Annotated in this window: 12 protein-coding genes and 1 pseudogene; 6 read left to right on the top strand and 7 right to left on the bottom strand. The window is 60.8% G+C overall.

The genetic code is table 11. The features are described 5' to 3' along the window. Positions 1-5: 5 nt before the first annotated feature. From ACA058_RS03895 to mreB, 7 genes are all read right to left on the bottom strand, one after another. The gene (locus tag ACA058_RS03895; protein ID WP_497637935.1) at positions 6-854 is read right to left on the bottom strand and encodes a carbon-nitrogen hydrolase family protein; all 849 of its coding nucleotides are present in this window, start codon (positions 852-854) and stop codon (positions 6-8) included. Between the two features lie 158 nt (positions 855-1,012). Further along, on the bottom strand, positions 1,013-4,816 hold the full coding sequence (locus ACA058_RS03890; protein ID WP_497637934.1) for a YhdP family protein: 3,804 nt from the start codon (positions 4,814-4,816) through the stop codon (positions 1,013-1,015). Between the two features lie 75 nt (positions 4,817-4,891). Then, positions 4,892-6,349: a ribonuclease G gene (gene rng, locus ACA058_RS03885; protein ID WP_110746812.1), complete on the bottom strand. Its 1,458-nt coding sequence runs from the start codon at positions 6,347-6,349 to the stop codon at positions 4,892-4,894. 48 nt (positions 6,350-6,397) lie between these two features. After that, complete coding sequence (locus tag ACA058_RS03880; RefSeq protein WP_497637933.1) at positions 6,398-6,994, bottom strand: Maf family protein; 597 nt, start codon at positions 6,992-6,994, stop codon at positions 6,398-6,400. 33 nt (positions 6,995-7,027) lie between these two features. Further along, positions 7,028-7,519 carry a rod shape-determining protein MreD gene (mreD, locus tag ACA058_RS03875; RefSeq protein ID WP_497637932.1) on the bottom strand — a complete coding sequence of 164 codons (492 nt, stop codon included), beginning with the start codon at positions 7,517-7,519 and terminating at the stop codon, positions 7,028-7,030. Further along, complete coding sequence (gene mreC, locus ACA058_RS03870; protein WP_497639857.1) at positions 7,519-8,631, bottom strand: rod shape-determining protein MreC; 1,113 nt, start codon at positions 8,629-8,631, stop codon at positions 7,519-7,521. The genes mreD and mreC overlap by 1 nt, the downstream gene beginning before the upstream one ends. 142 nt (positions 8,632-8,773) lie before the next feature. Beyond that, positions 8,774-9,811, bottom strand: a complete 1,038-nt coding sequence (mreB, locus tag ACA058_RS03865; RefSeq protein WP_002555108.1) for a rod shape-determining protein MreB — start codon at positions 9,809-9,811, stop codon at positions 8,774-8,776. Between the two features lie 211 nt (positions 9,812-10,022). On the opposite strand from mreB, the gene gatC reads away from it, so the two are divergent. The 6 genes and pseudogenes from gatC (at position 10,023) to ACA058_RS03835 (ending at position 15,320) form a co-directional block, all read left to right on the top strand. Next, positions 10,023-10,310 (top strand): Asp-tRNA(Asn)/Glu-tRNA(Gln) amidotransferase subunit GatC, encoded by a 288-nt coding sequence (gene gatC / locus ACA058_RS03860; protein ID WP_008054345.1) that lies wholly within the window; start codon positions 10,023-10,025, stop codon positions 10,308-10,310. Positions 10,311-10,326: 16 nt separating this feature from the next. Then, the gene (gatA, locus tag ACA058_RS03855; RefSeq protein ID WP_497637931.1) at positions 10,327-11,778 is read left to right on the top strand and encodes an Asp-tRNA(Asn)/Glu-tRNA(Gln) amidotransferase subunit GatA; all 1,452 of its coding nucleotides are present in this window, start codon (positions 10,327-10,329) and stop codon (positions 11,776-11,778) included. A 10-nt stretch (positions 11,779-11,788) separates the two neighbouring features. Beyond that, positions 11,789-13,234 (top strand): Asp-tRNA(Asn)/Glu-tRNA(Gln) amidotransferase subunit GatB, encoded by a 1,446-nt coding sequence (gene gatB / locus ACA058_RS03850; RefSeq protein ID WP_429394011.1) that lies wholly within the window; start codon positions 11,789-11,791, stop codon positions 13,232-13,234. A gap of 224 nt (positions 13,235-13,458) precedes the next feature. After that, a complete protein-coding gene (locus tag ACA058_RS03845; protein WP_497637930.1) occupies positions 13,459-13,830 on the top strand; it encodes a septal ring lytic transglycosylase RlpA family protein in 372 nt (123 codons plus the stop codon). 50 nt (positions 13,831-13,880) lie between these two features. Continuing rightward, a pseudogene (locus ACA058_RS03840) lies at positions 13,881-14,943 on the top strand (calcium/sodium antiporter). Further along, positions 14,940-15,320, top strand: a complete 381-nt coding sequence (locus tag ACA058_RS03835) for a carboxymuconolactone decarboxylase family protein (RefSeq protein WP_497637929.1) — start codon at positions 14,940-14,942, stop codon at positions 15,318-15,320. Before ACA058_RS03840 ends, ACA058_RS03835 begins: the two are co-directional and overlap by 4 nt. Positions 15,321-15,478: the final 158 nt, after the last annotated feature.

The raw sequence follows: 15,478 nt of genomic DNA, 5'->3' as shown, positions 1-15,478 counted from the left end.
TAAATTCATCGTTCTGAGGCAGGCCGCTGGGCGCCCTGCGAGAAAAAGCGCCGGTGACTGGACACCGGCATCCGCGCCCTTATGGACGCCTGTTCGCTGCTATCGCGTTCGGCCAGCAGCACGGCCTCGCCTTGATCCTGTTGTGCCAGCACCCGTCCCCATGGGTCGACAATTGCCGCGTGCCCCCAGGTCTCCCTCGGCCCCGGATGCGTGCCGCCCTGGGCAGCCGCGAGTACATAACACTGGGTCTCGATGGCTCGCGCACGAATCAGCACATCCCAATGTGCAGCACCGGTCACGGCAGTAAAGGCCGACGGAGCGGTAATCAGCTGCGCACCGGCAGCACGCAGTTCGCTGTACAGCTCCGGGAAGCGCAGGTCATAACAGACCGTCAGGCCGACTCGCCCGACCGGTGTGTCCGCAACCACCACGCCACTGCCATAAGCATAGTCATCGGATTCGCGATAACGGCCGCGATTGTCCGCCACATCCACGTCAAACAGGTGCAGCTTGTCGTAACGCGCCACGGTCTGGCCTTGATCATCGACCAGCAACGAGCAGGCATGCACCTTGGCCGTCGGTTGATCCACCGGCGGCAACGGCAAGGTGCCGGCCACTATCCATAACTTGAGGTCGCGGGCCGTCTGTTTCAACCAGGGCAGGATCGGACCTTCGCCCAGCGCCTCGGCGCGACCGATGTCGGCGATGTCGCGCCGGCCCATGGCGGCGAAGTTTTCCGGCAGCACGGCCAATTTCGCACCACCAGCGGCCGATTGTTCCAGCAACTGACGCGCCCGGGCCAGATTGGCCGGCACATCACTCTGGCTGACCATTTGAATCACCGCTACGGGCATGGCCTTTCCTTCTCTGGAAATCAACACATACCTGTAGGGCTGCCGCAGGCTGCGATCTTTTGATGTTGCTTTTAAGATCAAGATCAAAAGATCGCAGCCTGCGGCAGCTCCTACAGGGGAGTTACGGCCATGCTACTCCATAGGTTTGGAGGATGGCGTCAAAAAGCCTTGTCGAAGGTGATTTTCGGTTCCTTCCACGGCCCCTTGACGGTGTACTTCACGCTGGCAAAGCGCGACACACGATCACCGATCAACTTGTCGATCAGGAACAGCGCGCCGCCGATCGCCGGTGCACCGACGATCAGGGCGGCAATTGGCAGGTTGTTGGTCACCGGCAAGGTCACCAACAGTTTCGCATCGATCTGATCGGCCACCATGTTCAAGGTGCCGTCAAGCTCGATGGTGCTCGACGGGCCAGTCAGGCGGATAGGCTCGCGGGTCACGTACACGCCGTTGGTCGCCACCAGAAGGCCCTTGACCCGGTCATAGCTCAGGCCTTTGCCGAACAGGTCGGAGAAGTCCAGGCGCAAGCGGCGGCCAATGGAGTTGAAGTTGAGCAGGCCAAATACCCGCAACGCCTGGGCACTGCCTTCAACCTCGACAAACTGGCCTTCATTGAGCGACGCATCGAGGGTGCCGGAGAAACGCTTGGTAGCCAGCCATGCCGGCGAACCGGGCCAGCGTCCATCGACATCCATGTGAAACTCCTGGCTGGTGACGCTCGGCGCAAAGCCCCAGCCCTTGAGCACATCCGCCAGGTTTTTGCCGCTGATCCGCCCCTTGTACCAGCTTGTGCTGGCGCCGGGCGCGCCTTCCCAACCACCGCTGCCTTGCAACAGGATGCCCTTGAGGCCCATGTCCAGCGAGTTGAGCGCAATACCCTTGGCTGTCGGACGCACCTTCAGCGACCAGGCGCCGACCAGGTCGTTGCCCTGGAACAGCTGATTGATGGTGATATCCAGTGCAGGGATCTTTTTCGGGTCCACCGAGGCCAGCGGATCCGGCGAGTTTTCGTCGGCCAGGACCTTAGGGTCAGGTGCGGGAAGACGCACGGTTTGCAGGTTGATCACCATCGGCGCGACTTTGGCATCGGGGATGCTGGCAGTGCCCTTGACCTGCTGACTGTCGAGTTGCAAGGCCCATGCGGACGGTTTGCGCGTCAACTGCACCGCGGCCTGATCCAGCGTGGTGCCGAAGGCGCTGAGCTTGCCGACCTTGATGTCGGCACCACTGAGCAACTGCTTGGCATTGCCACCCGGGTCCTGCCCGGCATATTTGTTCAGCAGATCCTGCCACGGGCCGACATCCAGTTCCGACAGTACACCGCGTACCCGCAGGCCTTTGGCACCTGGCAGAACGGCATTGCCGCTGCCCAGAAATAGCTCACCACGACCTTCGGCAAAATTGTCTTTTGGTGCGGCAAACGTGAAGTTCGCCAATTCACCGTAGTTCACCCAGTAGCGCCGTTCCGGCCCCTGCAAGGTCATGCGGAACGTCGTATCGCGCCCCGCATCGGCAGCCATCCCGAAGGGCGCCGGCAAATCAACCGCAACGCCTTTGAGATTGGAGCGGACCATCAACTGACTGTCGGCACCATCCAGGGTCAGTTGCAGTTGATACGGGATTACGCCGCTCACTGGCAACGGCTGGGTCACGCTCAGCCAGTCGGTGAGTTTCTTGACTTCGACCTGCCCGGAAGCGGTGACCCGGGTGTTGAGCTTGCCCTCGCGACCCTCGGCGAAAATTTGCGCAGTTACCGGTTTATCGAAGGCGCGCGCGCTGATGTTCTGCCCACTCAACCCTTTGCTGCTGTCGAAACGGAAGTCACCTTTGAGCTGAGTCAGCTCGAGGGGGGGCTCGGGCAGTTTCAGACGGGCCTTTGCCGTTTTGAAGTCAACCAGGATCTTCGGCTGCTCGTCCTTGGCCAGCGGAATATCCAGCTTCAGCTTGCCTTGCAGATCGCCCTCACCTTCCCAACCAGCGAAAGTCTCGGCGGTGCCTATCGGCGCTTCCTTGAGAATTTTCAGACCATCGCCCAATCCGCCGGCGAACGCGCCGTCGAGAAACAGATGACTGTTCTGCCCGGCTGGCACGTGGGGAATATTGACGTAGATGTCGCGGACCTGGGTGTCGAGCAACTGCCCCTTGCTGGCCAGAATCCGCACGCCACTGTCTTCAACGAACACATCACCCGTGACCTTGCTGACATGCGGCCAGCCAGGCTGAAACGCCAGCTCGGCATCGTGGACCTTGAAAAACAGGCTGATGCTGCGGGCCGTTTCCGCCGCGCCATGGTTCAACGAGCCTTGGTACTGGAAGAAACCCTGATCCACCGCACCTTTGAGAATCGCCGTACGCAGCCATTCATCCAACGCCGGGCTGAGGACGGTCGGCAGGTACTTGGCGGTGTAGCGACCGTCGCCGTCCACCAGACCGACCCGCAGGTCCATGTAGTCTTCCTGGGTGTCATCGAAAAACAGGCGGATCAGGAAGTCGCCGGCAATCTTGCCTTCCTCGCCCAGCACCTTCAGGTACGGCGCGATCAGGGTGAAACTTTCCTTATCGAGCTTCCAGGTCAAGGTTGCGTTGGCCTGGATGTACTGCCACGGCTTGGCGAAAATGGGGTCCAGGTGCAGCATGAAATCCTTGCTGTCCATGCGCAACTCGCCATGGCCAAGGTCCCCGCTGATGCTGCCCGTGACATTGCGCGCCGCTGGTGCGCCGTGATACGCGTCAAAGCCGACCTGATCAAGGTTGGCCGCGAAGCTGAACCTGCTGTCGTCGGTGGCATTGGGCTTCACGTCGATCAGGACGTTGCGCAGTCCACCGGTGACTTTGAGACGCTCGACCATCGTGGCGACACCTTCCGGCAATGGCGCCAGGGCATTGAGCAACGGTGTGAGTGACGTAAGGTCGAGACGGTCGGCTTGCACGTGCCAGAGATCCTGCGCCCTGTCCGAAGCCGCGGTCTGCTTGAATTGCAGACGTGATTCCCAACGGGTCTCGCCAAGGTTCATGGCCAGGGAATCCACCGTTACCAGCATGCCCTCGGCGCTACGCTGGAAGTAACCATTAAGCGCCAGGTTGTGGATCTGGATCGGCTTGCGCTCGGCATAGGCACCCTTGATTTGCGGTGCATTCAAACGGATGGCGGCACTTTGCAACGCACCCTTGCCCCAGGTCGCCCACAGCTCGCCACCGGCCTTGATCTCGGAGAAATTCCATTGCTGGGTCAGGGTTTCGGGCAACCATTTCGACCAGTCGCTTTGCGGCAAGCTCACATAGACTTGCGCCTCGCCTTCCTTCCACTGGCTGGCACGAATGCGGCTACGCACACTCAAGGCCAATGGCTGGCCATCGGGCAGGGTCAAGCGGGCATCGAGTCGCTGGCGGGATGCGCCGGTTTTCAGAGTCAAGCCGACGTACGTCAGGGTCAGCGGCGATTCTCCCCACGGCTGCAAAGTGACCTGGCTGTCGAGTACCGACAGCTGCCGGATCATTTGCATGCGATTGAGCAACTGCTCCGGGTCGAGGGGCTGATCGTCCTTGACCGGCAAACCTTCCAGCGCCCACTCGCCGTCATCGCCTTGCTTGAGGCTGATCTTCAGGCCATTAAGCTCCAGATTGGTGATACGCACGTCACGTGCCAGCAGACTGGCCCACAGGTCCGGGACAGCTTGTACGTGCTCCAGGTGCAGGGCGTTGGCACCCTCGCCTACTGTCACGTCGTGAGCCGACAAGATGGGCGCGAAGCCACTCCAGCTGCCTTTCAGCTCGCCGATTTGCAGGGGCATGCCCAAGGCCTCGCTGGCCTTGGTTTCGACTTCGGCACGGTACTCGGCCACCAACGGCGCCAGTTCCCGGCCAAGGCTGACGTACAACGCCATCAACACCAAAACCAACGCGCACAGGCCCAGACCCCAGCGGGTCAGCGCGGCCAATATGCGTGTCAGACGCTCCATGTCAGTTGGCTCCCATGGCAAAAGTTTTGCAGAAAGCTGAGGCCAGCCGTTCAGGAAAATTCAAGACGCAGCAGTTCAGAGCAGCACGACGTCGTATTGTTCCTGGGAATACATGGTTTCGACCTGGAACCTGATGGTGCGCCCGATGAAAACTTCAAGTTCGGCGACGTTACCCGACTCCTCATCGAGCAGGCGGTCGACGACTCGCTGGTTCGCCAATACACGATAGCCTTCCGCCTGATAGGCGCGAGCCTCACGGAGAATTTCGCGGAAGATTTCGTAGCAAATGGTTTCCGGAGTTTTCAGCTTGCCGCGCCCCTGGCAACTGGTGCACGGCTCGCACAGGACCTGTTCGAGGCTTTCGCGGGTGCGCTTGCGGGTCATCTGTACCAGGCCCAACTCGGTGATGCCGATAATGTTGGTCTTGGCGTGGTCGCGCTCCAGTTGCTTCTCGAGCGTGCGCAGCACCTGGCGCTGGTGCTCTTCATCTTCCATGTCGATGAAGTCGATGATGATGATCCCGCCCAGGTTGCGCAGCCTCAGCTGACGGGCAATGGCGGTCGCCGCTTCGAGGTTGGTCTTGAAGATGGTTTCTTCGAGATTGCGATGCCCGACGAACGCCCCGGTGTTGACGTCGATGGTGCTCATGGCTTCCGCCGGGTCGACCACCAGGTAACCGCCGGACTTCAACGGGACTTTGCGCTCAAGGGCCTTCTGGATTTCATCTTCGACACCGTACAGGTCGAAAATCGGTCGTTCGCCCGGATAATGCTCCAGACGATCGGCAATCTCTGGCATCAGTTCGGCAACGAACTGCGTGGTTTTCTGGAAGGTTTCCCGGGAATCTATGCGAATTTTCTCGATCTTCGGGCTTACCAGGTCGCGTAGCGTGCGCAGCGCCAGGCCGAGATCTTCATAGATCACACTCGGTGCGCTGATGGTCTTGATCTGCTCGCTGATCTGGTCCCATAGCCTGCGCAGATAACGTATGTCCATGAGGATTTCATCGGCCCCGGCGCCTTCGGCTGCCGTGCGCAGGATGAACCCGCCCGCTTCCTTGATGCCTTCTTTGGCCACGCAATCGGTGACCACTTGCTTGAGGCGTTCACGCTCGGCTTCGTCTTCGATTTTCAGCGAAATACCGACGTGAGCGGTGCGCGGCATGTACACCAGATAACGCGAAGGGATCGATAGCTGCGTCGTCAGGCGCGCACCTTTGGAGCCGATGGGGTCCTTGGTGACTTGCACCACCAGGCTCTGGCCTTCGTGCACCAGCGCACTGATGCTCTCGACTGCCGGCCCTTCACGCAGGGAGATCTCCGACGCATGAATGAACGCGGCGCGGTCCAGGCCGATATCGACGAACGCCGCCTGCATGCCGGGCAATACCCGTACGACCTTACCTTTGTAGATGTTGCCGACGATCCCGCGTTTTTGCGTGCGCTCGACATGAACTTCTTGCAGGACACCGTTTTCGACCACCGCCACGCGCGATTCCATCGGCGTGATGTTGATCAGGATCTCTTCACTCATGGCAGGGTCTCGTTCAGGCATGTTCACGATAATGGCCGGGTACGACGCTTAGCGCGCGTTATTATTTTGCCAACAGGGTATGCCGAAATGGCCGAGCAGTTCCGCTGTTTCGCACAGCGGCAGTCCAACCACCGCCGAGTAACTTCCAGTGAGCTCGGCGACAAACACCGCGCCCAGTCCTTGAATGCCGTAGCCACCGGCCTTGTCCCGGGGTTCGCCGCTGGCCCAGTAGGCGGCCGCCTCATCGCGACCGATAGGGCGGAAACGTACCAGACTGCGCACCAATCGGGACTCGCAGCGCTCGCCGTCAAGCACGGCAATTGCCGTCAGCACTTCATGCTCTTGTCCTGCCAACATCATAAGCATGGCGCAAGCGTCAGCTTCATCAACCGGCTTGCCGAGAATTTTCCCGTTCAGCACGACAGCGGTGTCGGCGCCCAGCACGCAAAAATCCACATCGGACACGACCGCACCGCGCCCGGCTTCCGCCTTGCCACGCGCGAGGCGTTCGACATAGGCCGAGGGGGATTCGTGACTTGAAGGGGTTTCATCGATGTCTGCACTGATGGCGCAAAACGGCACGCCGATCTGCGTGAGCAGTTCACGCCGACGCGGCGAGCCAGAGGCGAGGTACAACCGTTTCATCAAGACCTCTCCCTGTCTGAATACGTGAGCGAATCAGTTGATTTTGTAGCGTCGACGCAATCCGCGCAAACCGTAGCTGACCCAAGGCCAGAGCAACGCGCTGACCAGTGCCGGCAATACCAGCGCCAGGGTCGGTTGACGGTTGCCGGTCAGGGCGCTGAGCCATAGTTGTACCAACTGGGCGAGGCCGAAGATCACCAGGATCACCAGGCTCTGCTGCCACATCGGGAACATTCGCAGGCGTTGTTGCAGTGCCAGCACCAGGTAGGTGATGAGCGTCAGGATCAACGCATTCTGACCCAGCAGCGTGCCGTACAGCACGTCCTCGGCCAGGCCCAGGCACCATGCGGTGACCATCCCGACTTTCTGCGGTAGTGCCAACGCCCAGAACGCCAGCAGCAAGGCCAGCCACAGGGGGCGCAGGATTTCCATGAATTGCGGCAGCGGCGATACGCTGAGCAACATGCCGATGGCGAATGTCAGCCAGACGATCCAGCCGTTTCGGGAAGCTGTAACACCGACCATTATTCTCGTCCCCCAGTGGTAGCCGGCGCGGAGACAGGCGGTTTGGCAGCAGGCTTGACGACAGCGGGTTGCGCCGCCGGTGGCTTGGCGGGTGCAGTCGCGGTTGGTTTGGCCGGGGTCGTGGCAGCCGGCGTGGCCGCTGGAGACGCCGGAGCAGCGGGAGCGGGAGCGGCAACAGCCGCCGGGACAATCGCTGGCTTCGGTACGGTCGCCGGAATGATCGGCCCACCGCCCTGCGCATCCAGGCTTTCCTGGGCCTGGGCAGCATCGTTGGCGCGTTCTTCGGCAGTCCGGGTGTCGCTGAACACCAGCAGCAGGTAACGGCTGCGGTTCAAGGCAGCGGTCGGTACGGCGCGAACAATGGCGAACGGCTGGCCGGAGTCGTGGATCACTTCCTTGACCGTCGCCACCGGGTAACCTGCCGGGAAGCGCTGGCCGAGGCCGGAACTGACCAACAGGTCGCCTTCCTTGATATCGGCGGTATCGGCCACGTGACGCAGCTCAAGGCGCTCCGGGTTGCCGGTACCGCTGGCAATGGCGCGCAGACCGTTGCGGTTGACCTGCACCGGAATGCTGTGGGTGGAATCGGTCAGCAGCAGGACCCGGGAGGTGTAGGGCATCAACTCGACCACCTGGCCCATCAGGCCGCGGGCATCGAGTACCGGCTGACCGAGCACCACGCCGTCGCGCTCACCCTTGTTGATGATGATGCGATGGGTGAACGGGTTGGGGTCCATGCCGATCAATTCGGCCACTTCGACCTTTTCGTTGACCAGCGCCGAAGAGTTGAGCAACTCGCGCAGCCGAACGTTCTGCTCGGTCAGGGAGGCAAGCTTTTGCATGCGTCCCTGCAACAGCAGGTTTTCGCTCTTGAGTTTTTCGTTTTCGGCGACCAGTTCGGTGCGGCTGCCAAACTGGCTGGCCACACCCTGCCATAGCCGCTGCGGCAGGTCGGTGATCCAGTAAGACTGCATCAGCACCAGCGACATCTGGCTACGCACTGGCTTGAACAGTGTGAAGCGGGCATCGACGACCATCAGCGCGACCGACAGCACGACCAGCACCAACAAGCGCACGCCCAGTGAGGGACCCTTGGTGAAAAGCGGTTTAATAAGCCGCTCCTCCCAGGCAAATGTTCTCTTTATTCATACGGCTTCAAACCGGCCTGGATGCAGACGACAGAAGATAAACGCGAACAGGCAGCACTGCAAAGTGCCGCCTGCGCGCTCAACAGCATAGAGGCGATCCGGCGATTTATTCGCTGGAGAGCAGGTCCATGGTGTGTTTATCCATCATTTCCAATGCACGGCCACCGCCGCGAGCAACGCAGGTCAACGGGTCTTCGGCGACGATCACCGGCAGGCCGGTTTCCTGGGCCAGCAACTTGTCGAGGTCACGCAGCAAGGCGCCACCACCGGTCAACACCAGGCCACGCTCGGCGATGTCGGAAGCCAGTTCCGGCGGCGATTGCTCCAGGGCGCTTTTCACGGCCTGGACGATGGTCGCCAGCGACTCTTGCAGCGCTTCGAGCACTTCGTTGGAGTTCAGGGTGAATGCGCGTGGAACGCCTTCGGCCAGGTTGCGGCCACGAACGTCGACTTCGCGAACTTCGCCGCCCGGGTAGGCGGTACCGATTTCCTGCTTGATGCGTTCGGCAGTGGACTCACCGATCAGGCTGCCGTAGTTGCGACGCACATAAGTGATGATCGCTTCGTCGAAACGGTCGCCACCCACCCGTACGGATTCGGCGTAGACCACACCGTTCAGGGAGATCAGTGCGATTTCGGTGGTACCGCCACCGATATCCACGACCATCGAGCCGCGGGCTTCTTCAACCGGCAGGCCGGCACCGATCGCAGCAGCCATCGGCTCTTCGATCAGGAACACTTCACGGGCACCGGCACCGAGCGCCGATTCACGGATGGCGCGACGCTCAACCTGGGTGGACTTGCATGGAACGCAGATCAGCACACGAGGGCTAGGCTGCAGGAAGCTGTTTTCATGAACCTTGTTGATAAAATACTGCAGCATCTTTTCACAGACGCTGAAGTCGGCGATCACGCCGTCTTTCATCGGACGAATGGCAGCAATGTTGCCCGGCGTACGGCCCAACATGCGCTTCGCTTCGGTGCCGACAGCAACGACACTTTTCTGGTTACCGTGCGTCCGAATGGCCACAACCGATGGCTCATTCAGGACGATACCGCGCTCACGCACGTAAATAAGGGTGTTGGCAGTGCCCAGGTCAATGGAAAGATCGCTGGAAAACATGCCACGCAGTTTCTTGAACATGGGAAAGGGACCCTAGGCAACGCGTGGGTAAAAAAGTGCGGCAAACTCTAACAACGACAGGGATTTTGGGCAAGGCGCCAATATGTTAAATTGGCCGCTTTTCTGTGCACCAAACCCCACAATCGCGGCCATATGACCGTAGAAGTGCGGTAGTGTTCCGACAATCTAACACACGGACGCCGTCCGTCTTGTTTTCCACTGGAGAATCCCAATGGCGCTTGAACGCTCCGACGTGGAAAAAATCGCTCATCTGGCCTGCCTTGGCCTCAATGATGCCGATCTTCCACACATTACTTCGGCCCTCAACAGCATTCTCGGGCTGGTCGACGAAATGCAGGCGGTCAATACCGACGGTATCGAGCCGCTCGCCCACCCACTGGAAGCCAGCCAGCGCCTGCGTGCAGACGTCGTGACCGAGAGCAACAATCGCGAGGCCTACCAGTCCATCGCACCAGCGGTCGAAAACGGCCTGTACCTGGTTCCGAAAGTCATCGACTAAAGGGAAAGAGCCTGCAATGCATCAATTGACTCTGGCCGAGATCGCCCGCGGACTCGCCGATAAAAAGTTTTCCTCCGAAGAGCTGACCAAAGTCCTGCTGGCGCGCATCGCCCAGCTCGACCCGCAGCTCAACAGTTTCATCAGCCTCACCGAAGACCTCGCGCTGCAGCAGGCCAAAGCCGCTGACGCACGTCGGGCCAATGGTGAGAACGGTGCGCTACTTGGTGCGCCGATCGCCCACAAGGACCTGTTCTGCACCCAGGGCATCCGCACCAGCTGCGGCTCGAAAATGCTCGACAACTTCAAGGCTCCGTACGACGCCACCGTCGTCGCCAAGCTGGCCGCTGCCGGGGCCGTGACCCTGGGCAAGACCAACATGGACGAATTCGCCATGGGCTCGGCCAACGAGTCGAGCTACTACGGCGCGGTGAAAAACCCGTGGAACCTGGAACACGTGCCGGGCGGTTCGTCCGGTGGCTCGGCCGCCGCGGTTGCCGCTCGTCTGTTGCCAGCCGCTACCGGCACCGACACGGGTGGCTCCATTCGTCAGCCCGCTGCATTGACCAACCTGACCGGCCTGAAACCGACATACGGGCGCGTTTCACGCTGGGGCATGATCGCCTATGCCTCCAGCCTCGATCAGGGCGGTCCGCTGGCGCGCACTGCCGAAGACTGCGCAATATTGTTGCAAGGTATGGCCGGCTTCGATCCGAACGACTCCACCAGCATTGATGAGCCCGTGCCGGATTACAGCGCCAGCCTCAACGGTTCGCTGCAAGGGCTGCGCATCGGCGTGCCGAAGGAGTACTTCAGCGCTGGTCTCGACCCGCGCATTGCCGACCTGGTCATGGCCAGCGTCGAAGAGCTGAAAAAGCTCGGCGCCGTGGTCAAGGAAATCAGCCTGCCGAACATGCAGCACGCGATTCCTGCGTACTACGTGATCGCCCCGGCGGAAGCCTCTTCCAACCTGTCGCGTTTCGACGGCGTGCGTTTCGGCTATCGCTGCGAAGACCCGAAAAACCTGGAAGACCTGTACAAGCGCTCTCGTGGCGAAGGTTTCGGGACAGAAGTGCAGCGCCGGATCATGGTCGGTGCCTACGCCCTGTCCGCCGGTTACTACGACGCCTATTACCTGAAGGCGCAGAAGATTCGTCGCTTGATCAAGAACGACTTCATGGCGGCCTTCAATGAGGTCGACATCATCCTCGGCCCAACCACGCCGAACCCGGCCTGGAAGCTTGGCGCCAAGAACAGCGACCCGGTTGCTGCGTACCTGGAAGACGTCTACACCATCACTGCCAACCTCGCGGGTCTACCGGGCTTGTCCATGCCAGCAGGTTTTGTCGATGGTCTGCCGGTCGGCGTGCAACTGCTCGCCCCGTATTTCCAGGAAGGCCGCTTGCTCAACGTTGCGCACCAGTACCAGTTGAACACTGACTGGCACACCCGCACCCCAACCGGCTTCTGAGGAGACACACATGCAATGGGAAGTCGTGATCGGGCTGGAGATTCACACCCAGCTCACCACCCGGTCGAAAATCTTTTCCGGTAGTTCCACCACCTTCGGTTCCGAGCCTAACACCCAGGCCAGCCTGATCGACCTGGGCATGCCCGGCGTGCTGCCGGTGCTGAACCAGGAAGCGGTGCGCATGGCGGTGATGTTCGGTCTGGCGATTGACGCCGAGATCGGCCAGCACAACGTGTTCGCCCGTAAAAACTATTTCTACCCGGACCTGCCCAAGGGCTACCAGATCAGCCAGATGGAATTGCCGATCGTCGGCAAGGGCCACCTGGACATCGCCCTGGAAGACGGCACGGTCAAACGCGTCGGCATCACCCGCGCGCACCTGGAAGAAGACGCCGGTAAAAGCCTGCACGAAGAATTCAGCGGCGCCAGCGGCATCGACCTGAACCGTGCCGGCACGCCGTTGCTGGAAATCGTTTCCGAGCCGGACATGCGCAGCGCCAAGGAAGCCGTGGCTTACGTCAAGGCGATCCACGCCCTGGTGCGCTACCTGGGGATTTGCGACGGCAACATGGCCGAAGGCTCGCTGCGTTGCGACTGCAACGTGTCGATCCGTCCAAAAGGCCAAGTCGAGTTCGGTACGCGCTGCGAGATCAAGAACGTCAACTCGTTCCGCTTCATCGAGAAGGCGATCAACAGCGAAATCCAGCGTCAGATCGAGCTGATCGAAGACGGCGGCAAAGTGATCCAGCAGACCCGCCTGTACGATCCGAACAAGGACGAAACCCGTCCGATGCGCAGCAAAGAGGAAGCCAACGACTACCGTTACTTCCCCGATCCGGACCTGCTGCCCGTCGTGATCGAAAACACGTTCCTCGATGACGTGCGCGCCACCCTGCCTGAATTGCCACCGCAAAAGCGCGAACGTTTCCAGGAGCAGTTCGGTCTGTCGGTCTACGACGCCAGCGTGCTGGCCACCAGCCGCGAACAAGCCGATTATTTCGAGAAAGTCGCGAGCATCGGCGGTGACGCCAAGCTGGCAGCAAACTGGGTGATGGTCGAGTTGGGCAGCCTGCTCAACAAGCAAGGCCTGGACATCGAACAATCGCCGGTTTCCGCAGAGCTTCTGGGCGGCATGCTGCTGCGCATCAAGGACAACACCATCTCCGGCAAGATCGCCAAGGTGGTGTTTGAAGCGATGGCCAACGGCGAAGGCAGCGCGGACGAGATCATCGACAAGCGCGGCCTCAAGCAAGTGACTGACACCGGCGCGATCTCGGCGGTGCTGGACGAAATGCTTGCGGCCAATGCCGAGCAGGTCGAGCAATACCGCGCGGCAGACGAAGCCAAGCGCGGCAAGATGTTCGGCTTCTTCGTCGGCCAGGCCATGAAAGCCTCCAAAGGCAAGGCCAACCCGCAACAGGTCAACGAACTGCTAAAAAGCAAGCTCGAAGGCTGATGAGAATCGAGCCAGCACTCAACCCTGGCTCAACCCCCTGTGGGAGCGGGCCTTTGTGGCGAGGGGACTTGTCCCCGTTGGACTGCGCAGCAGTCCCAAAACCTGAGTTCTCGGTGTGTCAAATTCAACCGGAATTCATGGATTGGGGCCGCTTCGCGACCCAACGGGGACAAGTCCCCTCGCCACAAAAGCTCGCTCCCACATTTGTTTTTGGAAACCTTTGAATGATGCGTCTACTTGGCGCCTGCGCCCTGCTCTCTCTACTTGTCGGCTGCGCCAGCAACGACACCGTCGACCCGCACGGCTACGACAAAACCGGCGTTGCCTCCTATTACGGCGCCAAACACCAAGGCAAACGCACCGCCAGTGGCGAGCGTTTCAACAAGAATTCCCTGACCGCCGCCCATCGCCAGCTACCCTTCGGTACACGGGTGAAGGTCACCAACCTGAAAAACGACAGATCCTGCGTGGTACGCATCAACGACCGTGGCCCCCACACCCGTGGCCGCCTGATCGACCTGTCCCATGAAGCCGCCGAACGGCTGGGCATGCTCAAGAGCGGCACTGCGCGGGTTCGCGTGCAAGCCCTCGACTGACCGACGGAGCCCCGACCATTTTCGGACTAGCCAATTTACCCCTGATCAGCGTGATCGAATTGCTCAGCGGGCTGGTGCTGCTGATTGCCGGCGCCGAGCTGATGGTGCGCGCTGCCGTGCGCCTGGCAGCACGCCTGCATGTACGCCCACTGATCATCGGCCTGACCATCGTCGCCCTCGGCAGCAGCGCACCGCAGATGGCGGTCAGCCTGCAAGCCACCCTGGCGCACAACGCCGACATTGCCGTCGGCAGCGTGATCGGCAGTAGCATCTTCAACATCCTCGTGACCCTCGGGCTCTCCGCCCTGATCATACCGTTGCGGGTTTCCCGGCAACTGGTGCGCCTGGATATTCCCCTGATGATCGGCGCCAGCCTGCTGGTGTTCGTATTGGCCTGGAACGAAGATCTGACCCGTGTCGACGGTGTGATATTGCTGACGGCACTGCTGCTGTACCTGGCTTTGTTGCTGCGCCAGTCGCGGCATTCGGCACGTCCGGTATCAAGCCATGACCACAGCGGCGAAGCGCCATGGCTGCGCAGCCTGCTGATGATCCTCGCAGGCCTGGCGATGCTGGTGTACGCCGGGCATCTGCTGCTGGGTGCGGCGGTAGCGGTTGCCACCGACCTGGGGCTGTCGGAGCGAATCATCGGCCTGACCATCGTCGCCGTCGGCACCTCCCTCCCGGAGCTGGCCACTTCGCTGATCGCCGCCTTACGCGGTGAACGGGAGATTGCCGTGGGCAACGTGATTGGCAGCAATCTGTTCAACCTTCTGGGCGTGCTGGGTTTGACGGCGCTAATCGCGCCGTCGCCACTGTCGGTATCGCCTAACGCCCTGGATTTCGACTTGCCGGTGATGCTTGGCGTCGCGGCGTTGTGCCTGCCGGTGTTCTATTCCGGTTACCGGGTGACCCGCGCCGAAGGGCTGCTGTTTCTGGGCTTGTACCTGGCTTACGGCCTGCACGTGGTGTCGTTCACCACCGGCATGCCGCTGGCCGGCAAGCTTGAACACCTGATGCTGTTTTTCGTCCTGCCGGCGCTACTGGCGTTCTTGTTGTTCACGTCATTGCGCGCCTGGCGTCGCCAACACCAGTAAGAGGGAATTGCCATGACCGAGAATAAGAAAACCGGCGTTGAAGTACGTCGCCAAGTGATGGGCGACACCTTCGTCGACCGCGCACTGGGCAACGCTACCGAGTTCACCCAGCCGCTACAGGACTTCGTCAACGAACATGCCTGGGGCGGGGTCTGGAATCGCGAAGGCTTGCCGTTGAAAACCCGCAGCCTGATCACTCTCGCAGCGCTGACGGCGCTGAAGTGCCCGCAGGAATTGAAAGGCCACGTGCGCGGCGCGCTGAACAATGGCTGTACCGTGGAAGAGATACGAGAGGCGTTGCTGCATTGCGCGGTGTATGCCGGCGTGCCAGCGGCTATCGATGCGTTTCGCGCGGCGCAGGAAGTGATCGACAGCTATCAGAAGCCGGAGTGAACACTTCTCTTGGTAACGCTCGTGGCTAAACAGTTCACCCACATATTTCGACAATAAAAGGCGCCCTGCCAAACCTGTTCCCGCAAGCCTCTTTTCGACACACTGCGCCGACAAAAACCAGACGGGGAATGGTCGGTGCAGCTTCGCTGCGCTCAGGA

The organism is Pseudomonas sp. LBUM1649 (assembly GCF_059716155.1).
Note: the sequence above shows the minus strand (reverse complement) of the source record. Positions and strands in the feature narration are given on the sequence as shown.